The sequence below is a fragment of the Exiguobacterium sp. UBA3968 genome (genome assembly GCF_002385115.1).
Taxonomy (GTDB): Bacteria; Bacillota; Bacilli; order Exiguobacteriales; family Exiguobacteriaceae; genus Exiguobacterium_A.
In genome coordinates this window covers 924,207-947,178 of record NZ_DGCW01000005.1, presented here as the reverse complement: position 1 = coordinate 947,178, position 22,972 = coordinate 924,207, and the positions used below count along the sequence as shown (strand labels likewise).

Genomic DNA, 22,972 nt, shown 5'->3' with positions numbered 1-22,972 from the left:
TATGGGCAAGTGAACCGGGGGGATCGAATTGCGAAAAACGATCGGGGCGATTTTATTACTTATAGTGATTGGCGGTGTTGGTTGGTGGATGATCGCAGATGAACGGGATGCAACCTATGAGCAGATTGTTGAAGTGCAAGTCGTTCGGCACGTAACGAAGCAGTTCGGGCGCGACAATATCGCGTCAGTCAAACCTTATTTCGTAGCGTCCGAATCATCAAAATCACGACGTCACCAGATTGCCGTTCAATTGAAATCGGCACCGACTGGAGAATACCGGATGTACCGCGTATTTCAGAATAAGGTCGAATACATCGGTCGATCACGAACCGTTCGATCAGATTAAACAGGTACGTTGAATCAGTTGGGGGATTTAAATGAAAACGAAAGCCGAACGTATCGCGTTCATTCAAGAAGAAAAACGTCAACTCGCTAAATCACGTTTGTACAGCTCGTTACTGTACGGCTTTAGCATCCTGTTGGTCGTCGCCAATCGGGACATGTACTGGCCACTATTTTTATTATTTGTAGCACTAGTCTGGATTGCGCGGATCCACTCGCAAGAAGTCGAACGTGATATGGCTTTAACGATAGAACCACAGATGAAGAAAATCATTCAATGGCAGTATGTAACGGATTTTCTGTTCGTCATTTTAATGGGATTATTCTTTCCAATACTAATCGTATTCGATTTACCATTTTTCCTAAGTTTTGCCGTCTACGTCGTGTTTGCTATCGCTTTGCTCGTATCAGATATGCTACTTGAACGAAACGGAAAACGTCTCGATGTCGAGCATCCGACGAAGAAGGAATTGCGGACGCATCCGAAGTCGTGGAAAAAGATTTAATTCGTGGAGCCGGTCGTTGAACCGGCTCCTTTTTGAGCATTCCGGTCGCTTCAGCGTGCGAGACTGCCGTATGATGAAAGGGCACATGAATAAGGAGGTCCTCGTATGCTTGCAATCATCATTGGATTTATCATCGGTTTGCTCGTACCGGTTCAAACGAGTGTCAATACGCGATTGCGGGGCGTCGTCGGTTCGCCATTCCTCGCTTCGCTGATTTCCTTTTCGATTGGCTCATTATTCTTATTAATTCTTGTGTTGCTGTTCGACGGGAACCTCACAGGTCTCACAGCTGCTGCCGATGAACCGTACTGGATCTGGGCTGGAGGGGTACTCGGTGTCATCTATTTGACCGGGAACATCTTGTTGTTTCCGCGACTCGGAGGCGTCCAAACGGTCATCATGCCGATTTTTGGTCAGGTCATCATGGGACTGTTGATTGATCATTTCGGATTGTTTGAAGCGAACGTCACGACACTTTCGTTAACGCGGATCATCGGTGCAACGCTTGTGTTACTCGGTGTCGTCGGAACGGTCGCGCTCGGTGACTATTTAGCACGGCGCCACAAGCAACAGATGGCATCAACAGAAAAATCGTTGTTTCTCTGGCGTGTGTTCGGGATTCTGACTGGTACGTTGGGTGCTGCTCAAACGGCTATCAATGGTCATCTTGGAAGTGTTCTCGGTTCAGCTGTGAAAGGTGCCTTGATTTCGTTCGTCATCGGAACGATCGCTTTGTTGTTGCTGAATCTGATTTTACGAACGAAGTGGCAAATTGATCGCTCGCAACCATTCCCCGCCTGGATTTGGATCGGTGGATTGATTGGTGCATTATTCGTTGCCGGCAATGCCTTCATCGTTCCGCTCGTCGGTACAGGTCTCGCTGTCGTGATCGTCACGATTGGTTTACTGACTGGCAGTCTGTTGATTGATCGTTTCGGCTGGTTCGGTGCAAAGAAACAACCGGTCACGGGTGTTCAAATCGTCAGTCTGCTTGTCATGCTTGGAGGTATCGTATTGATTCGGCTGTAAATCAAAGACATCTGCAATCCGTCGGTTGCAGATGTCTATTTTTATGTTGTTAAATGGAAATATGAGGTAAAATGAAAGGGTGATAAGGAGGAATAAGATGAGACGTATCATACAACATACATACGGAGAGGCTAACGTGCTTCAACAAGATGAATGTTTGGATTCAGTACTTAACCCTGGAGAGGTCTTGATTCGAGTTGCTTGGGCGGGTGTGAATTTTGCTGATATAAAACAACGCCTAGGAGGAAAAGCAACGGGTACATTTCCGGTCGTACTTGGTTTAGACGTAACCGGCATTGTAATAGCTTCTAACCCAAATTCGGCATTTCAAATAGGCGATCGTGTCATGGCATTTGCAAAAACCGGATCATATGCCGAAATCGTTCGAGCGGACGAGCGACTCGTATATCGAGTCCCACTATCGATCTCGTTGCGGGAAGCAATCTTATTTACTACAGTAGGAATTCTGAGCGAGATGTTATTGACTGAAATTGGTCAAGTGAAGCCGACGGACACAATCATTATTCATAGTGTAGCAGGTGGAGTAGGCACTGCATTGATTCAGCTTGCGTTACATAGAGGTGTGAAGCAACTCATCGCAACAGTAGGAAATCTTGAGAAAATAAAATACGTACAATCGTTTGGTGTGGAACATGTATTCACATATGATGATTTTGCCGAAAACGTCCTTTTGTTGACGAATGGGAAGGGAGCAGATGTCATTTTTGATTCTGTCGCAGGTCACGTAACGCGAAAAAGTCTTTATTGTCTCGCTAATTACGGGACACTCGTACAATTTGGTAACAGTAGCGGATCAGCAGGTGAACTCTCGACGACTGATGTCCATGCCAGTTGCCGGACGATTCGTGGATTTAGCCTTGGAACGACGCGTCAATTGGATCCAAATCGGATTAAACGGGCTGCATCCCATATCCTGCTTCTACTCGAAAATAAGAAATTGAAGATGCCGATGATTCACGAGTTTCAACTATCAGAAGTGCAAGAGGCACATCAGTTGATGGAATCCCGACAGTATCAAGGGAAAATAGTTCTACGAATCGGAGGAGATGAGTGTGGATCATAAAGAAATTGAACATCGATTACGAAACGATCATGAGTTACAAGAGATGCTAGCGTTGGTAGCGACACTCCACTTGCCTGATTGGTGGATCTGTGCCGGTGTCTTACGTTCGAAAATTTGGAACGTTGAACGACAGGCGACATCGGACATCGATATCGTCTATTTCGATCCTACTGATCTTTCGGAAGCCACGGAAAAACGTCATGAAGAACAGTTACGAAAATTATTGGATTTGCCGTGGTCTGTTAAAAATCAAACGCGAATGCATCTCGTCAATGGATTACCACCTTATCAGTCCGCAAAGGATGCGATTTCACAGTTTCCTGAGACCGTCACAGCAATCGGCGTGACGAGACGACCGGACTTTGAACTCTATCTTCCGTACGGGGCAGGTGACTTTAGGGATCGAATCATTCGCCCGACACCCCATTTTCAAATCGATACCGAGCGTCATTTGATTTTTCAGCGACGGGTGATCGAAAAAAGATGGCAAGACAACACAGGTCTACATATTTGTATATGAAACAGGAAGGAGCTTATGCCATGAAACGAATCAAACCTATAAAACAGATCACTCTATTCTTATTAGGACTTCTTTTTATCAGCGGATGCGCACCGGAAAAGAGTGTCGAGGTGAAAGAAAAAGTTCAAGTGGATGGCACGAGTTTGTTCGATGGTGGATCCTATCCGACTGCTGCAGAGACGGCCGAGCATCAATTTAAGTATGACTTGAGTGACAAGTCAACCTATACCTTAAAGAAAGACGATTTCCGAGTGAACGCGCGATTCGGCGACTATAGTCTACTGCTAGCAAGCGTGGTTGAAGGGCAATATGATTCGATGATGATCTACGAAAAAAAGTCGAACTGGATGTTAAGCAGTTCGATGGATCTCATTCGGGATCAATCCACGAAAGGCGAGTCGATCGAAGGGAGTCTAGCGTGGGAAGGAAACAAGAAAAAAATGACGACGAAACTTATCACGAGTCGTCATTACACGGTGATTGAGACACGACTGAAAAGTGAGCAGATTCCAACACGATTCGGAGAACGAACACGCACAATCAACGGGTTGAAAGTACATATTCAAAAGCAAGGGAAACAGCTCAATCTTGCCTACCAAAACGGAACGGACGTGATGTGGATCGTCAGTGATCGACCAGAAAAAGTTCTGCTTCGACTCATCACGGCATCTCCAGACAGTCCGATTTCGGAGCTATCCGATGACTTTTAGATCCGCCACGGTGGATCTTTTTTTTTAGGACCCAGTTGGAAATTGTACATGGTTGAGGTCGAGGGGCGTTTATCTGTGAAGCATAGCGGGAATCTTAATCATGCAATCATATGTTGAAAATAATGAAACGATCGATGGTCGTACAGGTGAGGTGAGTTGTTAATCGTAACGCATTCATAGAAAAGGAAGTGAGAACTTCATGCGATTCAGAAGGGAACATGTCAATGTCGTTGATCCGGCGCAAACGAAAAAGAGTGTCTATGCGACCGGAATCGGCAATGCGATGGAATGGTTTGATTTTGGGTTGTACTCCTACCTCGCCGTCATCATCAGTCAAAATTTCTTTAGTGGTGTAGAAAATGATGAACTGAAGCTGGTCTTTACGTTTGCGACGTTTGCGATCGCCTTTTTGATGCGACCACTCGGCGGATTGATCTTTGGACGAATGGGCGATCGTCTGGGACGAAAAGTCGTCTTGACGACGACGATCGTCATGATGGCATTTTCGACCTTGTTGATTGGTCTGCTGCCGACTTACGATCAAATCGGTGTCTGGGCACCGATTCTTTTACTGTTGGCAAGGATCTTGCAAGGCTTTTCGACTGGTGGTGAATATGCTGGTGCGATGGTCTATATCGCCGAGTCTTCACCCGATAAACACCGGAGCGCGTACGGTAGTGGTCTTGAAATTGGAACATTAGCTGGGTATATTCTTGCTTCCGTGTTAGCGACGATCTTGTTCGTCTCTCTATCAGACGATCAAATGTCATCTTGGGGATGGCGTATTCCCTTCATCTTAGGCGCACCACTCGGATTATTTGGTCTTTATCTTCGGCGACACTTGGATGAGTCACCGATTTTCGAGAATGAGATCGATGAGAGTGAACAGGAACAAGCGACGTTTCGGACGATCATCCAAGAACACCGGAAAGACATCATCGTCTGCTTTATCGCCGTTGCTTTCTATAACATCACGAACTATATGTTGTTATCCTATATGCCGTCTTATCTGGATGAAATCATCGGTCTACCGAGTGCAACGAGTACGATGTTAATCACCGGTGTCATGATCATCATGATTCCGCTCGCTTTCTCGTTCGGTCGCTTGAGCGATCGACGCGGCAATCGACGATTGGTACTGCTTGGATTGACGGGGTTAGCCTTAACATCGATCCTCTCATTCTTCCTAATCGGGCAAGACTGGTTGTTATTCGTCGGCATCGGGATCTTCGTTATTGGTTTCTTTTTGTCAATTTTCGAGGGAACAATGCCAAGTCTGTTGCCAAGTATTTTTTATTCAGATGTGCGGTACCGGACGCTTTCCGTTACCTTTAATATCGCAGTGTCGATCTTTGGTGGGACGACCCCACTCGTCTCGACCTGGCTTGTGCACACGACAGAAGATCCACTCGCTCCAGCCTATTACCTGACAGCCGTCAGCGTCATTGGCTTCATCACTTTCTTCTTTTTCTTTGAGAACACAGCAGGTAAGGCGCTCAAAGGATCACATCCGACGGTTGCTTCGGAACAGGAAGTACATGAAGTCGCAAAAAATCCGGAAGATGCGCTGTGGTGGAAAGAAGACGACAAAAAAGAATGACGATAATACGAACAGTCCTTTACTCGACGGAGTGAGGGACTGTTGCTTTTCATGAATTTGTGATGCAACGTTACGAACGTTTAGCGGACTGAAAGACATGTCTAAGAAAATCAGCAATCCGTTGCCACGCCTGAAGCGCCGCGTCGATGTCACCGTGGTGTGTAAAGGCATGAGCTTGACCGGCGAATTCCTGGTGCTCCACAGCGACACCTGCCGCTTGAAGACGTTTCGCATACTGCCGCGCTTCCTGCGCCAGCGAGTCGAGCTCCGCCGTCAGGACGAGCGTCTGCGGTAATGCTTCGAGTTGAGCCGCATAAAGTGGTGAAGCGAGATGATGGTACGCGTCTTCCGCGCGAGCGATGTACATCGCATTGAACTGACGTGCCAGTTCAGCTGGTATCGCTTCTTCGAAGAACGGTTTGTCCGCTGGGTCCGTTGCGAGATCGAGTGGAGGGTAGTCAAGGATTTGAGCGATGAGCGGAACCGGATGTGTCTGCTCGGCGTTCCATAACGATATGGCAGTCGCAAGATTCCCGCCGGCACTATGCCCTCCGATCGCAATGCGCGGCGCATCGAGATGTAGCGTCTCAGCATGTTGGAAAATCCATTGAACGACTTCGAAGGTGACGTGGACCGGAACAGGAAACGGATGCTCCGGTGCTAACGGGTACTCGACATTGAGAACATGACAGTTGGCGGTTTCAGCGAGAAACAGATTCCATGGTTCATCCATCTCTGGCGTTCCGGTGATGAAACCACCACCATGGAAACTGATGAATCCAGGTAACGGTTCTACTGCATCAATCGGTGAGTGGCGCAACACTCGGATATCTCCGACTGAAGTCGGCACTTGTAGCGTAGTCGTGGTCGCTTGCGGTGGATGAGGAGGTGTGACTTGAGGACGTTCCTCATCTGAGCGGATTTGTTTGGCAAGGTCAATCATCTCTTGGCGATTCATCGAATTCCTCCTTTAGGTCTATCTTCATCATACCGAACGGATTGGTGAATTTCTCTTCTGGATTCGTTTTCTCTAGTTGCAGGAAAAAGCAGCCAGAGTTTGATACACTTTTGAAAGAAACTAGAAATCGAAAGGATGGAACAGATGCCAACACTTTACATTACGCGTCATGGCGAGACGGAATGGAACTTAGAAAAACGAATGCAAGGCTGGGAAGACTCTCCCTTGACAGCAAAGGGCAGACAGAATGCGCGGGACCTTGGTCACCGCTTACGTGAAATTCATCTGGATCATCTCTATATCAGTCCGATTGGTCGCGTCCGAGAAACAGTTCGAATGATGGATCTTGATCCAGCGATTCCAGTCACCATCGACGATCGATTGCGTGAAATGCACATGGGAACCTGGGAAGGACGGACGGCGGCGGAAATTGAAGTCGCGCATCCGCTTGCTCATGCTGCATTTTGGCAAACGCCGCATACCTACATACCGGAGAGTGGAGAATCCTTTGACGCGGTCCGCGAGCGCATCCTATCGTTTTTGGAACGACTGGCAGACCATGAAGAAGACGAAAACATCTTAATCGTCACCCACGGCATCTTCCTTAACATCTTGCTGACATATCTTCAACGTAAGCCGTTCGCGACATTATGGGATCCGCCGTTCATTCATGGAACGAGTTTGACGATCGTCGAATACAGGGATGGGGAAGCCGTGATTCGATTAGAAGCTGACATGTCGCATGTCATAGCGGACTAAAAAAACGGCGGACTTTTTCTCGGTCCGCCGTTCTCCTTATCGTGATTTCATCAAATAGATCAAAATTGCGCCTTCTTGTTTTCTGACCTTTAGGTGAGGAGAGGATAACGTGTCGATCGAGCGACCGATGATCGATTCTCCTGTCGTATAGCGTTTGAGGAGTAAGGGATAGAACGAAGCATTCGTCTGTTTCTGATCATTGAATTGACCGCTGTCAGTCTGGACGTTTTGAGGTAAGGTATAGACCGTTTTCGTCTCAGGAATACCATTCTTCGTATCAAGCGAATAGGTGAAGGCATGCGAATCGTTGAGCAGGTTCAAATCATACGTCAATTGGAACGGTGTGCGATCATATGTACCGGCAGGAATCGATTTGTCGATCAGCACCTTTGGTGGTTCTGTATCGTCAAATTGGACCGCTTTGAGCTCGAGCGGGCGATCGAGTGCACCAGTTAAGAAAAATGTCCGCTGTTGCTGCGACTCGTCCTTTGCGGTAGAGGGTGTGATCGAAAAGGAAGACTTCTTGATCTTGACGGTCTCTTTTGGAAGGACGGTTGCTTCCGTTGTGCAACCAGCAAGCAAGAAGGGAAGGGTGAATAAGAGCGCGTATTTCATGACGTGTTCCTCTTTTCCATAGTCATAGTGAATCGGGATGAAATTGAAATATTCAAAAAATTAGAAATGATACCTAGATTATACCAACAATGTTCTTGCTAAATAAAGGAGGAAATCATGAAAGGCAAATGGTTATTAGCAACCGTCCTGCTCGTCGGTTGTACATCGACAGGGGAAGAGGCCGAATCGACGGCAAAATCGTTATACGTCGCACCGAACGGCAGTGATAAAAATACCGGCACGTTGAAGCATCCGTTTAAAACGATCCGACAGGCGACACTAAAAGCGACTGCGGGTACGACAGTCTACTTGCGAAAAGGAACGTATCACGAGAAGCTGAACGTTAGGCAAAGTGGAACGAAACAACATCCAATCGTCTTTCGGAATTATAAACAAGAACGAGTCGTCTTAAATGGGGAAAACATTAAAGATCGAGACGCAACCTTACCGATCATCCAGATTAAGGATCAAAAATATGTGACAATCCAAGGACTGACGATCGAAGCCGTTCAGTCGAAACGGTCGGACGCGACACCGATCGGCATTTTGGTCACGGGATCAGGATCACACATCACGTTGAAGGATAATACGGTTCGCCACATCAAGACGCTCGCGAAAGACGGAAATGCACACGGCATCGCCGTCTACGGAACGAGAGCGATTCGTCACCTGACGATCACCGGCAACCGAGTCGAGCAGAATCGTCTCGGTTTCAGTGAAGCCCTCGTCTTAAACGGGAACGTCAAACATTTCCGGGTGACGAAGAACGTCGTACGGGATAACGACAACATCGGTATTGATTTGATCGGACACGAAGGGATTGCTCAGTCGAAAAAAGACGACTACGTCCGTGAGGGCGTCGTGTCGGAAAATCGTGTCTACCGGACGTCGAGCTACGGCAATCCTGCTTACGGGAAGGAATACAGCGCAGCCGGTATCTATGTCGATGGTGGGAAGAATTTGACGATTGAGAAAAATCTCGTCGAAGCGAGTGATATCGGGATTGAAGTGACGAGTGAACATGCCGGACGGTACGCAGAAGATGTCATCCTCCGCCAGAATGATGTACGGCAAAATGTCTACACCGGAATTGCGATTGGTGGGTATGACACGAAGCGAGGCGGTACAAAACGTGTTCGGATCGAGCAAAATCAGCTGATCGGGAATGATACGAAAGGGCTCGAGGGTGGTCAATTGCTCGTCCAGCATGATGTCCATGACAACAAGATCATCAAAAACACATTCGATGGTACGTTAAGTGTCGCCCATTACTTCAAGACGAGTTCGGGAAATCAGTTTGAGAAAAATACGTTCAAGCATACAAAACGTTTCATGTGGCGCGACGCCTCCTATAAAACGGAAAAAAGCTTTCTGAAAGCGGTCCGAAAGGTGGAAGGAAGATGAAGTTATCGGAGCGACTCCTCGCTTACTGGATCCGGGTTCCGAAACGCTGGCGGCTTGCAGCATTGACCGCCTGTATGTTAACGATTTGGACGGTTGAAGGCGTTCGGTTTTTAACAAGTCCCGCGTTACGACTGCCGACCGTTACCGATGCAATCATCTGTCTCATTCCGGCGATTCTATTGTTCATGGTATGGAAAACAAAGCGTTCAAATTAACACCTGAATTAATCGAAAATAACAAGGAATTCATTTAATCGTCCTCGAAATAGGGAGGGAACTTCAATTAGTAAGGAGGAAAAAAGATGACGAAACTAACGATTCAAGCTGTGATTGACCGTCCAGTCGAGACGGTGTGGGAGATCTGGAACGCACCGGAAGACATCAAACGCTGGAACGCAGCGTCTGACGATTGGCATACGACGGCGTCAACGAATGATTTGACGGTCGGTGGTCAATTCACGAATCGAATGGAAGCAAAAGACGGTAGCATGGGATTTGATTTCACAGGTACATATGAAGCAATCGTTCCTTATGAACGCATTGCGTATGTCCTCGAGGATGGTCGTCAGGTGACGATCGACTTCACTCGAAACGGGGAACAGACCGAAGTCGTCGAATCGTTTGATGCCGAAACAATCAACCCGCCTGAGATGCAACAAGCGGGCTGGCAGGCGATCCTTGATCGGTTCAAGGCGTATGCTGAGTCGAAGTAAATCGTTCGCTTCGTAACTTCCGACCACGGCGATCCGTCAGGGCAGGAATACCGCCGCTCTCATAGCGCCGGACCCAGTTATACAATTGTTGATACGACACATCATGCCGTCCGGCGATGCGTTGGTAGTCCTTTGCGGCCGCCAAACAATCGAGGACGGCATTCATGCGTTGTTCAAGAGTGTTGGTGGACATGAACGTTTTCCTCCTCATTGAATCGCCCTGGATTCGTCCACGGCATTAAACTAGTGCACATACAATCGGTGGAAGCCATTGGATCAAAGAAAAATTGATGCGTCTCCTGTTGATTCGTTTTGACGATCAGTCGTTTTTCTAGCGTTGGTAAATGCACGAGAAACGAAATCTGATATTCCAAAGGCTGCGAGAGAATGGTGGTAGATCGTTTTTGTAAGTGGATCGTTGCTGAATTCGCAGTGATGTATAAGACGTGTCGATTCCATTCCTCTTCGTTGAAAAGTGAATCCATCATCGTGATAAATGCTTGACCGGAAATGAAGTTCATCGGACGACCTCCTTTCTTATAATGTGTATATCCTGTACATGTTTTTCGAAAACCTACATTTCAAATATTACAAAAAAACCACCTCCAAAAGAGAGGTGGTTAACGTTACCCTGCTAGTTCAAGCATTTGGACGAACGCGACGTCCGGATCCGTCGTCTCGAATCGGTTCAACCAATCCTTAAAGTCGCCTTCGTACAAAATACGACCTTGATGAAGGAAGATGACATGGGCATCGGTATGCAATAGATCGTGTAATTGATGCGTCGAGAAGAGGCACGTTTGACCGTTTGCTGTCATCTGCTCGAAGCGTCGCATGATATGAAGCCGTGTAGCCGGGTCGACCCCGCTCGTCGGCTCGTCAAAGATGTAGAGCGAACGTGGTACTGTCGTCAATAGGGTGACGAACAACCATTTCTTTTCGCCAGCGGACATCTTACCGATTTTCATCTCCCACAGATGAGCGAATAAATCGAGCTCTCGTGGCTGTTTCAGATGACGCGTATAGGTTTCTTGTTTGCGATATGCTTTCAAACGAGCGAGCCGACCGACGAAGACGGCGACATCCTTGCCCTTTAATTCATCCGAGTAATAGATGAATTGCGTCAAATAGAGAATGTCCGAGATATCGGGTAAGTCCAGTTCTCCGGACGTGATCGGTAAGGCACCGGTCATGCAATCAAACAGTGTCGTTTTCCCGGCACCGTTCATCCCGATCAAGACGTTCAGTTTCCCGGGAACAAGCGAAAAGGAGACATCGTGTAACAGATCAGGTGATTTCGGATAGTTGAAGCGTACGTGTTGAACGTGCATCTGAATCCTCCTATCGGGTCAGTAATGACATGAGATTAAAACGTTTGACAGAGAATAGACCAAGTAACAGATAAACGACGAGTACGACGGTCAAAATAAGGAACGATGCTCCCGTAACGTGCTCAGAGACAGCGAGACCAAGTGTTTTCATGACATAAAAAGGATTCAAGTAACTGTACCAGCGATCCGGTTGGCTATTCGCGAACAAGAACAGAGGATACATGACGATGTTGATTAATGTCGACATACTCGAAATCTTTGCCGGCAGCATCGTCAAAGCGATGCTCGCGAAGGCAAGCGGGATGCTGAGCACCAAGACGAGATAAGCGAGTAACAACGTCAAAGGTGAGAAGAGGCCGAATACGAGCATCAGGACTGTCGTAAAGACCGTCAAACTAACGGCTGCAAACACGAGCTGAACGAGAACGAGTGCGAGAATACAACCGATCTTGCTACCGGAAATCATGATATACGTCTTCATCAAACCATGCTCCCGCATCCGGGCAAGTTGAAGTCCGATACCGTTGACGTAAATCGAGAGCAAGATATAGCCCCAAAAGAGCGCGAGGAACGAGAGGAAACTGTTCTCGGTGAAGTCGAGTCGTGATTCGAAGACGAACGCGAGAATCAATGGGAAGATCAACGACCAAAAGACCGGAATCTTATCCGTCAGCATGATTTTTAAGTAAAGTATGAAGTAGCTAGGAATCGAATACATATGTGCCTCCCGTTCATAAAAATATGATGCTGTCTATTTTTATACGAATAAAATTGGATAAAAGTTCCTTAATAAAAGTGATTTGTTAATAAAAGTAAGCATATCAAAAACGCTTAAATATTGTAAACTGAAGCAAAGAACAGGAGGTGTCATGATGAAGTATCTATTAACTTCAGGTGGGATACAAAATGCATCGATTCATCAAGCGTTACTGGAGATGCTCGGAAAACCGATTGAAGAATGTCATGCAATTGCAATCACGACAGCGTCTTACGCACTAAAAAGGGGGATGGACCTCGCTGTCAACTTCATTCAAGGAAAAGATGAGGCACCAATGGTCGATGTAGGATGGAAGTCAGTCGGTCTGTTGGAATTATCAGCGGTTTCAGTGGTTGATCCAGAAATTTGGCAACCAGCGGTCGAACAAGCGGATGTCATCCTCGTCAATGGTGGGGATCCGCTATTTCTACATCACTGGTTCGTCGAATCGGGCTTTGATCGACTATTACCGCAACTGACCGGTGTTTATGTCGGGATGAGTGCCGGTAGCATGGTGCTCACTCCCCGTATCGGAACGGAGTTCGTCGAATGGCAAAAGACCCCGGAGCAATCGGACGCAACACTCGGTCTCGTTGATTTTTCGATCTTCCCGCATCTCGATCACCCGCAGTTACCAGATAATCATATGCAAGCAGCAAAAGAGTGGGCAAAGAGGCTGACGAATCCAGCGTACGCGATCGACGACGCGACAGCGATCCGTGTCATCGGTTCAAACGTCGAAGTGATATCTGAAGGAAATTGGGTCAAATTGCAATGACAACGATTTATTTCGTCTGACATTGTGAATCGGTCAAAACGGGGAGTGATCGTGAACGAGGTTTAACCGATGCAGGTCAACAGCAAGCGCAGAAACTAGTGGTGTTCTTTAGAACGATAACGATTGACGCCATTTATTCGAGTCCAATGCGACGGGCGATGGATTCCGTTCGCCCGCTTGCTGAGCAACGAGGTTTGCGAATCTACGAGGCAGCGTTTCAGGAACGGCGTTTTCAGGAAACAGACGAACGTTTATCGCCTGAACGGTTAGAAGAACTGTTGAAGCGATCATTTCAAAATGATGATTACGCGCAAAGTGGTGGAGAGTCGAATCAAATAGCACGTAATCGTGCTCTAACAGTCATCGATCAGCTACGTAAAACCCACCCGCACCACCGAGTGGTCGTCGCGACGCATGGTCTCGTGTTGGCGTTAGTGCTCGAACACTACACTGAACGACCGGCAAATGAGTGGCTGGGCGCGATGGGGAGTCCAGCAATCCATCAGCTGACATTCGATACAGGCGGGAAAACGTCTCATGAACAACTATTGTAAAATGATTAAATCTGCCCACTGAAGATGAAACCGAGAAAGAGCAGTAGTAACACACCAAGCGGAATGGCACAGGCGAGACTGACATATTTAAGAATCCCGGGCTCCCGTCGTCTGAAGGCGACGATCCCGAGACCGATTCCGAACAGATAAATGGCAAGTCCGATCGGAATCGTAATCATCGAGTTTGGACCGAATGGCCAGTTAATCGGTGGGAAAATCATATAAGCAATGAACAAGCCGAGTAGACTGAAGAAGATAGAGGCTTTAGCATATGTCATGTGAGAACTCCTTTTAGTTAAGTCTGTAAACAAGGAATTCGAATCACAGACACAAAATCCTGCTCTCACCAGTAAATTTCCAGTTTTTCTTTTGAATGAACGAGAACTATATCTAAAAGATAGTATTTTTTAGATATAGGAGGGACCGATGCCAAAAGAAAACATGACCCGTTATGCGATTCTCGGACTTCTTGCAAGCGGATGTACGTCTGGTTATGAGATGAAGCATACGATTGATACGAGCTTGAACCACTTTTGGAAAATCAGCTTCGAACAAGTATACCCGACGCTGAAACGGTTAGAAGCGGAAGGATTAATCGTGGAAGAGGTCACGGATGGGGAACGAAAACAATTCGCCCTGACGGAAAACGGACATGTGGAGCTCGAGCGTTGGGTCGCTGAACCATCCGTCGAGCTGCCGGTGCAACGAAACGACTTATTGTTGAAGCTTTATTTTGCCCGCCATGTTTCAAAAGACGTCACGATGTAGAAGATTCAGGAGCATGCACGCTTGCTCGAAGAGCGGCTCGAGACGTATCAAGCAATTGATGCGATGATTCGTTCTTATCCTGACTCAAACGACGCCGTTTATTGGTTGCTGACGCTTGATTATGGCATTCGGAAGACACGTGCGTTACTCGACTGGTGTGACGCTTCCCTTGAGGCCATTGAAGGAGGAAATTGACATGAAACGGATCATTGCGACTCCGAACAAAGACGTCGTCGTGTTCATCATCGGGTTACGGATCAATCGCCTACGTTCTGTCCGACAATGGTTACCGACGGTCCAAGCGATGGGACCGATGCTGCAAGAGTGTTATGCGAACGATGTCGGACTGATTTCGCATGAATCGCTTGTCGGTTGGCGTTCCTTGACGTTGATCCAGTATTGGCGTTCAACGGAAGAGTTGATGGCATATGCCCATGGTTCGCGCCATTTGACGGCGTGGAAACGATTCAATCAGAAGGTACGGGCATCAGAAGCGGTCGGGATCTTTCACGAGACGTTCGAAGTCAGCAATTATGAGTCGATGTATGTCAATCTTCCGACCCGGGGGCTTGCAAAAGCACTTGGCGAGTCGGCGATCAGATCGCATCAAGAACAAGCGAAAGGGCGCTTAGCCGAGCGGCAATCACAAGAGACGATCTGAATAGACAAAAGACGGGTGCCGAGGCATCCGTCTTTTTATGTAGTGACTGGCGTGGCGGGTTCGAGCAGCTCCCCACAGTTTTGGCAAATATGATCGAGTGTTTTTGTACACGGTTCGCAAAACGTACAAGCATGTGAACATTGATAGACCGTCGTTTCAATTGTTTCTTGGCACCGGACACAGGTTGGTTCCATGCGTATCACCTCCTATTAGTAGTATAAGAAATACTACTCGATGAACACAGCAGCAAAACAAAGTAAAAGGCTATATTTTCCTTTGATTCCATGTTAATTTGAAGAAAGTGGTTTTGAATCAGAAGGAGGATGGAATATGGACCAGATTGATCAACAAATCGTTCGGATATTGCAGAACGATGCCCGAATCCCATGGTCGGAACTCGGACGTCAGATCGGATTATCAGCTCCAGCCGTCATCGAACGGGTCCGAAAAATGGAGGACGCGGGAATCATCGAAGGATTTCGCGCTGTCATTAATCCAGAAGCACTCGCACAAGGGTTACTCGCGATCGTCATGTTTGAAGAGACGCGGTGTGCGGGTTTGATTGAATTTTGCAAAGGGCATCCGGAAGTCGTCGAGTGTCACCGACTGACCGGTAGCTATAACTTCATGGTCAAGTTGCAAACGGAGTCTGTTGCAACACTAGAACGTTTTCTCGATGACGCATCTGTCTTTGGTAAACCATCGACTTGGATTCGATTGTCGACACCGGTTCCGTTCACGGGATATACGGTATGACGGAGGAGACCCGTCTAAGCATCGAGCAAATGACGGGAACAATCGAGGACGTCGAAAAACTCGATGAGCAAGGGGGACATCGACGGTCTACCAGGTTAAAACGAAAACAGGAAAATACCTACTCAAGACTGCTACAAGAGCAAGATACCAAGAATGGCTCGCAGAAGAAGCAATCGTCTTAGAAGAATGGATGCAACGAGAATCAGGGTTCCTACCTGAGTACGTCGGCTTTTTCAAAGACAGAACAGCACCGCACAGTCATCTCTTGATGGGGTGGCGAGACGGGATGACGCTGACGACAGCGTTAAGACAGGCTACAAGCGAACAACGGATTCAGTTGTGGCAAGCGTTTGGAAACTATCTCTTCCATTTTCATCAGCGAGCGACAGTAGGAATGTCGGATGTTTGGTTAACGGAACGGTTCATGACGGCAGAACGTTATGTCGCGTCTGGTTGGGCGTCCGGAACGATGGATTTACTCGATCGTCTAAAAGAGACTCGTCCACAACCGATCGATGTATGCTGGATTCATGGTGACTGTACGACGGACAACCTGTTGGTCGCGACGAACGGAACGATGTCGTTCATCGATGTCGGAGCGATGAGACCAGGCGATCGACGGTATGATATCGCACTCGCCATCAGTCCGATCATCAATGATAGAAAAGCCCTTAATGCCTTTTATGAAGGCTATCGCTTTGAGCAACTGCCCAGATCAGAATTTGATTATTATGAACATGGACTGTACACCTTTTTCTAAAAAGACACTGCAAAGGAGAAATAAGATGAACCTCATGCTAATCGGTGGCGGACAACTGATTGCGCCGTCTCATCAAGTCATCAATCGTCATGTCTTTCAACTGACGTCACACGTACCGCATATCGTCTTCCTGCCGACGGCAAGTCGGGACGAGCGATTGTACCAACAACAATTTCGAGATACATATGAAGCGCTTGGAGCGACTGTCTCGATCGTCACATTGTTTGACGATAACCAAACGATTGATACACAACGACAACTATTACAGCATGCCGACATCATCTATGTCGGCGGAGGTAATTATCCGTTACTCGCTAAGACTCTTGAAGACACTGGAATGGATGTACTCCTCAAGCAAGCCATCGATCGCGGCGCCTGGTTTGTAGGTGTCAGTGCAGGCGCAATCTATCCGATGGAATCCGGGATTCGCACGACAGAAAGTGGTAACGATTACTGTCTTGATACAGGACAAAGCTGGCTGAGCGGTTGTCTCTGTCCTCATTTGAATCAGGAAAAACGAGCAGCTCGTTTTCAGGAATACCTGCCTCAAATGAATTATGCGATCGGATTACCTGACAATACGGCGTATATTCAATCTGAGACCGATCACTATCGATTAGGCGAAGGGTACGTGCTTTGTTTTAAATGATGATGAACGCTTCGAAAATCCGTTGTGTTTATCATCATGATATAAAGTAAATCAAAACAGTTGACGAAAAAAAATTGAGATGGTATATTTATCTCGAATTAAAGATATATGAATTAAAGATACAAAAGAGGTGAACGAAATGACACGACCGAACCCGAACTTGAAAGCATTAACGGTCATGGTGCGCGCAGTCGACGCGTTACATGAAGTCATCAAGAAGGACGTTGCGCAGTGGGGACTGAACCCGACGGATTTTTCGGTTCTTGAGTTGCTGTTTCACAGGGGCAGGCAACCGATTCAATTGATTGGGAAAAAAGTCTTGATTACGAGCAGTAGCATCACCTATGTCATTGATAAGCTCGAAAAAAAGAATTATGTCTTCCGTAAAGCATGTCCAGAAGATCGGCGCGTGACATTTGCGGAACTGACCTCTGAAGGGCAACAACTGATGGAAACGATTTTTCCGGAGCACGAGCAAGCGATTAATCAAGTATTTCAAGGGATAGACCCGTCTGATCTTGAAGCTTTCATCGAGACAGCCAAAACAATCGGTTATCAAGCAAAAGGTAAATAAATTTTTTTGGACTGATATCTCGAATTCGAGATAATAACGATTAGAGGAGCGATTATTCATGAATGAACTAAAAGGAATCCACCACGTGACGGCGATTACGAGCAGTGCCGAGAAAAACTATGACTTCTTTACCAATGTCTTAGGGATGCGATTGGTCAAAAAGACCGTCAATCAGGATGACATTCAGACGTATCACTTATTCTTCGCCGATGATAAAGGATCTGCCGGAACGGATATGACGTTTTTTGATTTCCCTGGTATCCAAAAAGGATCACACGGGACGAATGAAATCTTCAAGACGGCGTTCCGTGTCCCGACGGATGCCGCACTCGAGTACTGGATTAAACGGTTTGACAAATACGACGTCAAGCACCGTGGTATCAAAGAACAATTCGGCAAGCAGACGCTCTCGTTCGTCGATTTCGATGAGCAACAATACATGTTGATCTCTGACGAGCATAATCAAGGTGTCGCTTCCGGCACACCGTGGCAAAACGGTCCGGTGCCACTCGAGTTCGCAATCACGGGACTCGGTCCAATTCACATCCGGATCGCGGAATTCGACAATTTAAAAGCGGTACTCGAACAAGCGATGTTGATGCGCGAAGTCGATCAAGCTGGTTCCCTACACTTGTTCGAGATGGGTGAAGGCGGAAATGGTGCCCAAGTCATCGTCGAGCATAACGTCGTTCTACCAAGCGGACGTCAAGGATTCGGAACAGTGCACCACGTCGCCTTCCGCGTCGAAGATACGGCTGCCTTACAGGAATGGATCGAGCGGATGCAACAGCTACGCTTCAACACGTCCGGTTACGTCGATCGCTTCTTCTTCGAATCGCTCTACGCTCGTGTCGCGCGCGGCGTCTTGTTCGAATGGGCAACAGATGGTCCTGGTTTCATGGGTGATGAGCCATACGAAACGGTCGGCGAGAAATTGTCATTACCACCATTCCTCGAGCCACAACGAGCACAGATCGAACAAATGGTCCGTCCAATCGATACGGTCCGGAGTACGCGCAACATCGAAAAAGAATATCTTTAATAGGAAAGTGAACTGACAGCATCTAAATAAGAGGAGGAAATAAAAATGGAGAAATTAAACATTGGGATCATCTTAGGATCTACACGTGAAGGACGTCTCAGCCCACAAGTCGGGAACTGGGTCAAACAACTCGCGGATCAACGGGGGGATGCAAACTACACGATTCTTGATATCGCCGACTACAAATTACCGCTTCTAGGTGAAAAAGACGCGGATGCATCAGGTGCTGCTGCTTGGTCGAAGGATGTCGCAGCACAAGACGGATTCGTCTTCATCGTTCAGGAATACAACCACTCAATCGCAGCGTCACTCAAGAACGCGCTCGATTATCTACGGGTCGAATGGAACAATAAAGCAGCAGGGATCGTCTCTTACGGTTCTGTCGGTGGAGCTCGGGCGGCAGAACACTTGCGTGGCATCCTCGGTGAGTTATTGATTGCCGATGTCCGGGTGCATCCAGCGTTATCCTTGTTCACTGATTTCGAGAATGGATCGGTTTTAAAAGCGGCAGCCGTTCAAGAAACATCGGTCAACCAGATGCTCGATCAAGTCATTCCGTGGGCAACGGCATTAAAAACGATTCGCTAATTCGTGATTGATCAGAAAACCCCCTCATTTCGCTGAAATGAGGGGGTTTTCTATCGTTGTCATGTACAACACGACGTGACGCGGCGCAGATCCTTTTCTTGAATGTAAAGCGTGTGTTGGCGGACTTTATAAGGAATGTCAGCCGCTTGAAGACGTTCGAGATAGTGACCCGTCGGAGCGACCGTCCATTTCACATATGTTGTTGCGGCATTCGGTGAAGCAAGACAGATGAGTAGCAAAAGCGGAAGAATCCATTTTCGAATCTTCAATCGTATACCTCCTTCATTATTTCAAATACTGTATTAATGATTTTATTGTTTAAATCAAAAACTAAAAATCACGACTCACGTCAACAAAAAATAACTGACCATCAAGCCAACCAACAGACCACTAAAAGCAAGTCGATAGACGGGTGAACGATGGGTTCCTTTATTTCGTTTGACTTGATAGACGATGAAATAGGTCACACTGGTCACCATGACGAGGATCGCCAGTGTACTGAGTAAAGTAGACATCAGCATTCCTCCTTATTGTAAGATTTTAGCTAACGCTTTTCCTTTCGCCAACTCATCGACGAGTTTGTCGAGAATCCGGATGTTACGAATGTGCGGATCCGTTAGATTTTCCACACGAATCCCGCAGATGACGCCAGTGACTAAAAATCGGCGTTCGTTCAGGTCGGGTGCGTGCTCGAAAAAGGCTGCGACAGTTTGGGTTTGTATGGCTTGTTCAAGAGTTGATTGCGTGTGTCCGGTCAACCAGAACATAACTTCATCGAGCTCCTCTTGCGTCCGTTGCTTGCGCTCTACTTTTTGAAGGTATACGTTGTACAGCTGCTGCATCGGCATTTGAAATACTTTTTCGTAACTCATCTGAATCGCCTCCTTTCATGGTAACATATGGGAAAAGGTCTTGTGTCAAGGATTTTAAGTCGGTTTGGAGGTGCAGGATGAAATGAGACGTCGAATCATTGGAATGACTTTCATGACGTGCCTAGTACTATTTTTAGGCGTCGTAGGTGTTAAACTATCGTATCAGGCATTGATCGATCCACCGATTGATCAATCGACAGGAAACTGGGTACGTGTTCCGAGTACGATTTTACCGACTAAAAAGGTCATCTATGCGAAAAAAGAGCAAATCATCAAACAACTGGATTCTTCAAAAAGCGGGCACGAAGGATATCGGAAGGAACCTAAAAAGAAAAAACCGATTGAGCTTGGACGAGGTTTCTTGACGGATGCGATCAATCAAATCGTTCGTGTGATTCCTTGGATTGTCGCTTTAGTGATCATCTTCTATCTGTATCGTCGACAACGATTCAACCGCATGCAGTGGTCATTTCCACCAAGGCATCAACCAAAACGAACCGCTCTATCGCTAACGCTAACGCCTGAAGTCCAGTCCTCATCAGAAGACAGTATTCTTGATTCAAAAATTCGTGAAGCAGTGCGCGCGTTCAATCGGTCACTTGCTCCAGCGCAACAGCGACGGACACATGAGACGCTGACGGAGTGGTTAACACGTTTAGAGGTCACGGTTCCGTATGAGATTTATCAGCTCGTTCGGTATGCCGACGTGGCAGAACAGACACTAGATCCTTCTCGACGGACTGTTTTCCTTGAACAGCTTAAGCAAAATCAGACACGGCTCGTGTAATCAGCCGTGTCTTTTTTGGTGTCCGCGATATTTATTGAGAGCGAGCATGTTCAACAGGAACAACACTGCACCATAGAGGAATAATCCAAGCCAGTACGGCCAGATGCTTGACCAACCGTTGCCGTAGACGAGCACCTCCTTGATCGCGCTCGCTCCGTAGAAAATCGGGGTGATATATCCGATGTTACCGAGTCCATACGGGATTAAATCAAGAGGAATCAAGCCCGAGAAGAAAATCTGAGGAATGATCGTAAAGGGAATCAATTGAACGACTTGTAATTCAGACTGAGCAAAGATTGAAATCGTTGCGCCGAACAAGACTGCGACGACGGCAAGTCCAAGCATCGTCAGAAAGACCCAGATGATCGAGCCTTCAGATGGTAAGTCAAGAACGGTCGTCGCGTACAGGACGACAAGAATTGCCTGGATGGAAGCGAAGACGCTATAGCCGAGCGTATAGCCGAAGATGACGTCGGTTTGGCGAATTGGTGTCATCATCAATCGCTCGAGCGTGCCGCCACTGCGTTCCTTGACGAGTGCCATTGCCGATAAGATAAAGACGAAAAAGAAGGAGAACAAGGATAAAAAGACGAAACCAAGCGCATCAAAGGTCGATTGATCGACATTTCCGTACAGATAGTTCGTCTCGAGTTGCATCGTCGGCTGCAGGGTCGCCAGTCCAGCTTGAATCTCACGTAACGCTTTTGAACTTTTCGTTGAAGGTTCGCGGAGGTTCAAAGCTAGTTGGTCGTTTTTCATGTCTAAGACGACGTCAACCGTTTCATGATCTTTGAGATAGGCGTCCGCATCACTGCCGTTATACGTTTTAAGCGACAGATCCTGTTTTTCGATCGCTTGTGATACTGGAGTCGGTACATCTTGACTGATGGCGACGACAGGTGTGTAGTCATCGTTTCCAAGTAGGAAATAGATTAAGGTGAAGATTAACAATGGAGCAAGCAAAATCAGTCCGACGCTTCGTTTATCGTTCAACGTTTGACGGATGACCCGTCGTGCGAGATGCCACATTATGTCACGTCCTTTCCAGCGAGCAGGAATAGTTCCTCGACCTGACCGTTTTCAGTCTGTGCGAGCAAACGGTCGAGCGGATCGTAGGCGATGATTCGACCGTTATAGATCAATGCTGCCCGGTCACATTCATTGATTTCGTCCATGACATGGGTCGAGACGACAATCGTCGTGCCTTGCGCACGAATCGCTTGGAATTGATTCCAAATCTGGCGGCGTAACACGGGATCAATCCCGACGGTCGGTTCATCCAGGAATAGGACGCTCGGACGATGCAAGATTGAGATGGCGAGGGACAATCGTTTCTTCATCCCGCCGGAATAATGGCGAACGAGCTTTTTTTGATCATTCGTCAAATCGACGAGTGTCAAGACCTCCTCGATGCGTTTTGCTAAATCCTGACGGGACATGTTGTATAAGGAACCGAAAAATTGCAGGTTCGCAAGCCCCGATAAATCCTCATACAAAGCATCGTTTTGTGGCATGAAACCAATCTGCGATAACATCTTGAAGCTTGGCATCGAAGTGTCACCAATCTGAATCGAACCTGCGTCTGCCTGGATCGCGCCGATCATCAAGCGAATCAACGTCGTCTTACCGGAACCTGACGGACCAAGCAAACCACAAATCTCACCAGACGGAATCAAAAGATCAATTTTTTGGAGGACGTCCTGTTGATGAAACGATTTCGATACACCGTGTAGTTGTAAATCCATCGTATTCTCCCTCCTTTTTATAAAATAATTATTGAACAACGTGTTGATTAATTTCATTATAAAAGGGAGAGAAACTGGGAGCAATGACCAATTGAAGTCCATCTGTTGCTT

At 47.1% G+C, this 22,972-nt stretch carries 34 protein-coding genes and 2 pseudogenes; 23 read left to right on the top strand and 13 right to left on the bottom strand.

The features are described from left to right. Positions 1-28: 28 nt before the first annotated feature. The 7 genes from B3S86_RS06740 (at position 29) to B3S86_RS06710 (ending at position 5,791) form a co-directional block, all read left to right on the top strand. Entirely contained in the window at positions 29-346 is a 318-nt protein-coding gene (locus B3S86_RS06740; RefSeq protein ID WP_290750715.1) for a hypothetical protein, read from the top strand. Between the two features lie 31 nt (positions 347-377). After that, positions 378-848, top strand: coding sequence for a hypothetical protein (locus B3S86_RS06735; RefSeq protein ID WP_214729392.1), 471 nt, complete (start codon positions 378-380; stop codon positions 846-848). A 105-nt stretch (positions 849-953) separates the two neighbouring features. Next, entirely contained in the window at positions 954-1,877 is a 924-nt protein-coding gene (locus B3S86_RS06730; RefSeq protein ID WP_290750710.1) for a DMT family transporter, read from the top strand. A gap of 97 nt (positions 1,878-1,974) precedes the next feature. Continuing rightward, positions 1,975-2,961 (top strand): quinone oxidoreductase family protein, encoded by a 987-nt coding sequence (locus B3S86_RS06725; RefSeq protein ID WP_290750707.1) that lies wholly within the window; start codon positions 1,975-1,977, stop codon positions 2,959-2,961. After that, a complete protein-coding gene (locus B3S86_RS06720) occupies positions 2,951-3,481 on the top strand; it encodes a nucleotidyltransferase family protein (RefSeq protein WP_290750703.1) in 531 nt (176 codons plus the stop codon). Before B3S86_RS06725 ends, B3S86_RS06720 begins: the two co-directional genes overlap by 11 nt. 20 nt (positions 3,482-3,501) lie before the next feature. Beyond that, on the top strand, positions 3,502-4,191 hold the full coding sequence (locus B3S86_RS06715; protein WP_290750700.1) for a hypothetical protein: 690 nt from the start codon (positions 3,502-3,504) through the stop codon (positions 4,189-4,191). 199 nt (positions 4,192-4,390) lie between these two features. Then, entirely contained in the window at positions 4,391-5,791 is a 1,401-nt protein-coding gene (locus B3S86_RS06710) for an MFS transporter (protein WP_290750697.1), read from the top strand. A 70-nt stretch (positions 5,792-5,861) separates the two neighbouring features. Here B3S86_RS06710 and B3S86_RS06705 read toward each other — a convergent pair whose 3' ends face one another. After that, entirely contained in the window at positions 5,862-6,749 is an 888-nt protein-coding gene (locus B3S86_RS06705) for an alpha/beta hydrolase (RefSeq protein ID WP_290750693.1), read from the bottom strand. A gap of 144 nt (positions 6,750-6,893) precedes the next feature. Between B3S86_RS06705 and B3S86_RS06700 the strand changes: the two genes are divergently transcribed. Further along, the gene (locus B3S86_RS06700) at positions 6,894-7,508 is read left to right on the top strand and encodes a histidine phosphatase family protein (RefSeq protein WP_023468438.1); all 615 of its coding nucleotides are present in this window, start codon (positions 6,894-6,896) and stop codon (positions 7,506-7,508) included. A gap of 36 nt (positions 7,509-7,544) precedes the next feature. On the opposite strand, the gene B3S86_RS06695 is transcribed toward B3S86_RS06700, so the two are convergent. Beyond that, positions 7,545-8,123, bottom strand: coding sequence for a hypothetical protein (locus B3S86_RS06695; protein WP_290750690.1), 579 nt, complete (start codon positions 8,121-8,123; stop codon positions 7,545-7,547). Positions 8,124-8,240: 117 nt separating this feature from the next. Between B3S86_RS06695 and B3S86_RS06690 the strand changes: the two genes are divergently transcribed. The 3 genes from B3S86_RS06690 to B3S86_RS06680 all read left to right on the top strand — a co-directional run bounded on the left by B3S86_RS06690 (position 8,241) and on the right by B3S86_RS06680 (position 10,239). Further along, positions 8,241-9,527, top strand: a complete 1,287-nt coding sequence (locus tag B3S86_RS06690) for a right-handed parallel beta-helix repeat-containing protein (protein WP_290750687.1) — start codon at positions 8,241-8,243, stop codon at positions 9,525-9,527. Next, positions 9,524-9,742: a hypothetical protein gene (locus B3S86_RS06685; RefSeq protein WP_290750684.1), complete on the top strand. Its 219-nt coding sequence runs from the start codon at positions 9,524-9,526 to the stop codon at positions 9,740-9,742. The genes B3S86_RS06690 and B3S86_RS06685 overlap by 4 nt, the downstream gene beginning before the upstream one ends. An 86-nt stretch (positions 9,743-9,828) precedes the next feature. Further along, entirely contained in the window at positions 9,829-10,239 is a 411-nt protein-coding gene (locus tag B3S86_RS06680; protein WP_290750681.1) for an SRPBCC family protein, read from the top strand. On the opposite strand, the gene B3S86_RS06675 is transcribed toward B3S86_RS06680, so the two are convergent. From B3S86_RS06675 to B3S86_RS06660, 4 genes are all read right to left on the bottom strand, one after another. Continuing rightward, entirely contained in the window at positions 10,214-10,432 is a 219-nt protein-coding gene (locus tag B3S86_RS06675) for a helix-turn-helix domain-containing protein (protein WP_223040385.1), read from the bottom strand. The genes B3S86_RS06680 and B3S86_RS06675 overlap by 26 nt on opposite strands. Beyond that, positions 10,413-10,760, bottom strand: a complete 348-nt coding sequence (locus B3S86_RS06670) for a hypothetical protein (RefSeq protein ID WP_290750675.1) — start codon at positions 10,758-10,760, stop codon at positions 10,413-10,415. Before B3S86_RS06670 ends, B3S86_RS06675 begins: the two co-directional genes overlap by 20 nt. Before the next feature lie 105 nt (positions 10,761-10,865). After that, complete coding sequence (locus B3S86_RS06665; RefSeq protein WP_023468433.1) at positions 10,866-11,570, bottom strand: ABC transporter ATP-binding protein; 705 nt, start codon at positions 11,568-11,570, stop codon at positions 10,866-10,868. A gap of 10 nt (positions 11,571-11,580) precedes the next feature. Next, entirely contained in the window at positions 11,581-12,288 is a 708-nt protein-coding gene (locus tag B3S86_RS06660) for a hypothetical protein (RefSeq protein ID WP_290750672.1), read from the bottom strand. Positions 12,289-12,442: 154 nt separating this feature from the next. On the opposite strand from B3S86_RS06660, the gene B3S86_RS06655 reads away from it, so the two are divergent. Further along, positions 12,443-13,105: a Type 1 glutamine amidotransferase-like domain-containing protein gene (locus B3S86_RS06655; protein WP_290750669.1), complete on the top strand. Its 663-nt coding sequence runs from the start codon at positions 12,443-12,445 to the stop codon at positions 13,103-13,105. Positions 13,106-13,173: 68 nt separating this feature from the next. Then, positions 13,174-13,659 (top strand): annotated as a pseudogene (locus B3S86_RS06650) (histidine phosphatase family protein); the annotation flags it as partial. Between the two features lie 5 nt (positions 13,660-13,664). On the opposite strand, the gene B3S86_RS06645 reads toward B3S86_RS06650, so the two are convergent. After that, positions 13,665-13,937, bottom strand: a complete 273-nt coding sequence (locus B3S86_RS06645) for a hypothetical protein (RefSeq protein WP_290750664.1) — start codon at positions 13,935-13,937, stop codon at positions 13,665-13,667. A 148-nt stretch (positions 13,938-14,085) separates the two neighbouring features. Between B3S86_RS06645 and B3S86_RS06640 the strand changes: the two genes are divergently transcribed. Genes B3S86_RS06640 through B3S86_RS06630 form a run of 3 tightly spaced genes read left to right on the top strand, consistent with a single transcriptional unit; the run spans position 14,086 to position 15,088 of the window. Next, entirely contained in the window at positions 14,086-14,427 is a 342-nt protein-coding gene (locus B3S86_RS06640; RefSeq protein WP_290750661.1) for a PadR family transcriptional regulator, read from the top strand. 3 nt (positions 14,428-14,430) lie between these two features. Then, positions 14,431-14,622 (top strand): hypothetical protein, encoded by a 192-nt coding sequence (locus B3S86_RS06635; RefSeq protein ID WP_290753229.1) that lies wholly within the window; start codon positions 14,431-14,433, stop codon positions 14,620-14,622. Position 14,623: 1 nt separating this feature from the next. Beyond that, complete coding sequence (locus tag B3S86_RS06630) at positions 14,624-15,088, top strand: DUF4188 domain-containing protein (RefSeq protein WP_290750659.1); 465 nt, start codon at positions 14,624-14,626, stop codon at positions 15,086-15,088. A gap of 35 nt (positions 15,089-15,123) precedes the next feature. Here the strand turns inward: B3S86_RS06630 and B3S86_RS06625 are convergent, their stop codons facing one another. Next, positions 15,124-15,282, bottom strand: coding sequence for a DUF1272 domain-containing protein (locus tag B3S86_RS06625; protein WP_081780359.1), 159 nt, complete (start codon positions 15,280-15,282; stop codon positions 15,124-15,126). Between the two features lie 136 nt (positions 15,283-15,418). Between B3S86_RS06625 and B3S86_RS06620 the strand changes: the two genes are divergently transcribed. The 6 genes and pseudogenes from B3S86_RS06620 to B3S86_RS06595 all read left to right on the top strand — a co-directional run bounded on the left by B3S86_RS06620 (position 15,419) and on the right by B3S86_RS06595 (position 19,457). Next, positions 15,419-15,844: an Lrp/AsnC family transcriptional regulator gene (locus B3S86_RS06620; RefSeq protein WP_290750655.1), complete on the top strand. Its 426-nt coding sequence runs from the start codon at positions 15,419-15,421 to the stop codon at positions 15,842-15,844. A gap of 88 nt (positions 15,845-15,932) precedes the next feature. Next, positions 15,933-16,604: pseudogene (locus B3S86_RS06615) on the top strand (aminoglycoside phosphotransferase family protein); the annotation flags it as partial. A gap of 25 nt (positions 16,605-16,629) precedes the next feature. Beyond that, complete coding sequence (locus tag B3S86_RS06610) at positions 16,630-17,253, top strand: Type 1 glutamine amidotransferase-like domain-containing protein (protein WP_290750653.1); 624 nt, start codon at positions 16,630-16,632, stop codon at positions 17,251-17,253. A 139-nt stretch (positions 17,254-17,392) separates the two neighbouring features. Beyond that, a complete protein-coding gene (locus B3S86_RS06605; RefSeq protein ID WP_035407758.1) occupies positions 17,393-17,827 on the top strand; it encodes a MarR family winged helix-turn-helix transcriptional regulator in 435 nt (144 codons plus the stop codon). 58 nt (positions 17,828-17,885) lie between these two features. Then, positions 17,886-18,869 (top strand): ring-cleaving dioxygenase, encoded by a 984-nt coding sequence (locus B3S86_RS06600; RefSeq protein WP_214860083.1) that lies wholly within the window; start codon positions 17,886-17,888, stop codon positions 18,867-18,869. A gap of 45 nt (positions 18,870-18,914) precedes the next feature. Beyond that, positions 18,915-19,457 (top strand): NADPH-dependent FMN reductase, encoded by a 543-nt coding sequence (locus tag B3S86_RS06595; protein WP_290750649.1) that lies wholly within the window; start codon positions 18,915-18,917, stop codon positions 19,455-19,457. A 59-nt stretch (positions 19,458-19,516) separates the two neighbouring features. Here B3S86_RS06595 and B3S86_RS06590 read toward each other — a convergent pair whose 3' ends face one another. From B3S86_RS06590 to B3S86_RS06580, 3 genes are all read right to left on the bottom strand, one after another. Further along, positions 19,517-19,726 carry a hypothetical protein gene (locus B3S86_RS06590; RefSeq protein WP_029341800.1) on the bottom strand — a complete coding sequence of 70 codons (210 nt, stop codon included), beginning with the start codon at positions 19,724-19,726 and terminating at the stop codon, positions 19,517-19,519. Between the two features lie 75 nt (positions 19,727-19,801). Then, positions 19,802-19,972 (bottom strand): hypothetical protein, encoded by a 171-nt coding sequence (locus B3S86_RS06585; RefSeq protein WP_023468416.1) that lies wholly within the window; start codon positions 19,970-19,972, stop codon positions 19,802-19,804. Between the two features lie 12 nt (positions 19,973-19,984). Next, positions 19,985-20,329, bottom strand: a complete 345-nt coding sequence (locus tag B3S86_RS06580; protein ID WP_290750638.1) for a DUF2200 domain-containing protein — start codon at positions 20,327-20,329, stop codon at positions 19,985-19,987. 82 nt (positions 20,330-20,411) lie between these two features. On the opposite strand from B3S86_RS06580, the gene B3S86_RS06575 reads away from it, so the two are divergent. Then, positions 20,412-21,116: a hypothetical protein gene (locus B3S86_RS06575; RefSeq protein WP_290750634.1), complete on the top strand. Its 705-nt coding sequence runs from the start codon at positions 20,412-20,414 to the stop codon at positions 21,114-21,116. Here B3S86_RS06575 and B3S86_RS06570 read toward each other — a convergent pair whose 3' ends face one another. Further along, complete coding sequence (locus B3S86_RS06570; protein WP_290750631.1) at positions 21,117-22,145, bottom strand: ABC transporter permease; 1,029 nt, start codon at positions 22,143-22,145, stop codon at positions 21,117-21,119. Further along, on the bottom strand, positions 22,145-22,861 hold the full coding sequence (locus B3S86_RS06565; RefSeq protein ID WP_290750628.1) for an ABC transporter ATP-binding protein: 717 nt from the start codon (positions 22,859-22,861) through the stop codon (positions 22,145-22,147). Before B3S86_RS06565 ends, B3S86_RS06570 begins: the two co-directional genes overlap by 1 nt. Positions 22,862-22,972: the final 111 nt, after the last annotated feature.

Coding starts and splice junctions, on each gene's coding strand:
- B3S86_RS06605 (WP_035407758.1), top strand. CDS start 17,393: ATGACACGACCGAACCCGAACTTGAAAGCATTAACGGTCATGGTGCGC.
- B3S86_RS06585 (WP_023468416.1), bottom strand. CDS start 19,972: ATGTCTACTTTACTCAGTACACTGGCGATCCTCGTCATGGTGACCAGT.
- B3S86_RS06610 (WP_290750653.1), top strand. CDS start 16,630: ATGAACCTCATGCTAATCGGTGGCGGACAACTGATTGCGCCGTCTCAT.
- B3S86_RS06575 (WP_290750634.1), top strand. CDS start 20,412: ATGAGACGTCGAATCATTGGAATGACTTTCATGACGTGCCTAGTACTA.
- B3S86_RS06700 (WP_023468438.1), top strand. CDS start 6,894: ATGCCAACACTTTACATTACGCGTCATGGCGAGACGGAATGGAACTTA.
- B3S86_RS06710 (WP_290750697.1), top strand. CDS start 4,391: ATGCGATTCAGAAGGGAACATGTCAATGTCGTTGATCCGGCGCAAACG.
- B3S86_RS06670 (WP_290750675.1), bottom strand. CDS start 10,760: ATGAACTTCATTTCCGGTCAAGCATTTATCACGATGATGGATTCACTT.
- B3S86_RS06675 (WP_223040385.1), bottom strand. CDS start 10,432: ATGTCCACCAACACTCTTGAACAACGCATGAATGCCGTCCTCGATTGT.
- B3S86_RS06620 (WP_290750655.1), top strand. CDS start 15,419: ATGGACCAGATTGATCAACAAATCGTTCGGATATTGCAGAACGATGCC.
- B3S86_RS06640 (WP_290750661.1), top strand. CDS start 14,086: ATGCCAAAAGAAAACATGACCCGTTATGCGATTCTCGGACTTCTTGCA.
- B3S86_RS06735 (WP_214729392.1), top strand. CDS start 378: ATGAAAACGAAAGCCGAACGTATCGCGTTCATTCAAGAAGAAAAACGT.
- B3S86_RS06690 (WP_290750687.1), top strand. CDS start 8,241: ATGAAAGGCAAATGGTTATTAGCAACCGTCCTGCTCGTCGGTTGTACA.
- B3S86_RS06660 (WP_290750672.1), bottom strand. CDS start 12,288: ATGTATTCGATTCCTAGCTACTTCATACTTTACTTAAAAATCATGCTG.
- B3S86_RS06655 (WP_290750669.1), top strand. CDS start 12,443: ATGAAGTATCTATTAACTTCAGGTGGGATACAAAATGCATCGATTCAT.
- B3S86_RS06600 (WP_214860083.1), top strand. CDS start 17,886: ATGAATGAACTAAAAGGAATCCACCACGTGACGGCGATTACGAGCAGT.
- B3S86_RS06665 (WP_023468433.1), bottom strand. CDS start 11,570: ATGCACGTTCAACACGTACGCTTCAACTATCCGAAATCACCTGATCTG.
- B3S86_RS06695 (WP_290750690.1), bottom strand. CDS start 8,123: ATGAAATACGCGCTCTTATTCACCCTTCCCTTCTTGCTTGCTGGTTGC.
- B3S86_RS06725 (WP_290750707.1), top strand. CDS start 1,975: ATGAGACGTATCATACAACATACATACGGAGAGGCTAACGTGCTTCAA.
- B3S86_RS06595 (WP_290750649.1), top strand. CDS start 18,915: ATGGAGAAATTAAACATTGGGATCATCTTAGGATCTACACGTGAAGGA.
- B3S86_RS06685 (WP_290750684.1), top strand. CDS start 9,524: ATGAAGTTATCGGAGCGACTCCTCGCTTACTGGATCCGGGTTCCGAAA.
- B3S86_RS06715 (WP_290750700.1), top strand. CDS start 3,502: ATGAAACGAATCAAACCTATAAAACAGATCACTCTATTCTTATTAGGA.
- B3S86_RS06565 (WP_290750628.1), bottom strand. CDS start 22,861: ATGGATTTACAACTACACGGTGTATCGAAATCGTTTCATCAACAGGAC.
- B3S86_RS06645 (WP_290750664.1), bottom strand. CDS start 13,937: ATGACATATGCTAAAGCCTCTATCTTCTTCAGTCTACTCGGCTTGTTC.
- B3S86_RS06625 (WP_081780359.1), bottom strand. CDS start 15,282: ATGGAACCAACCTGTGTCCGGTGCCAAGAAACAATTGAAACGACGGTC.
- B3S86_RS06705 (WP_290750693.1), bottom strand. CDS start 6,749: ATGAATCGCCAAGAGATGATTGACCTTGCCAAACAAATCCGCTCAGAT.
- B3S86_RS06580 (WP_290750638.1), bottom strand. CDS start 20,329: ATGAGTTACGAAAAAGTATTTCAAATGCCGATGCAGCAGCTGTACAAC.
- B3S86_RS06680 (WP_290750681.1), top strand. CDS start 9,829: ATGACGAAACTAACGATTCAAGCTGTGATTGACCGTCCAGTCGAGACG.
- B3S86_RS06570 (WP_290750631.1), bottom strand. CDS start 22,145: ATGTGGCATCTCGCACGACGGGTCATCCGTCAAACGTTGAACGATAAA.
- B3S86_RS06630 (WP_290750659.1), top strand. CDS start 14,624: ATGAAACGGATCATTGCGACTCCGAACAAAGACGTCGTCGTGTTCATC.
- B3S86_RS06730 (WP_290750710.1), top strand. CDS start 954: ATGCTTGCAATCATCATTGGATTTATCATCGGTTTGCTCGTACCGGTT.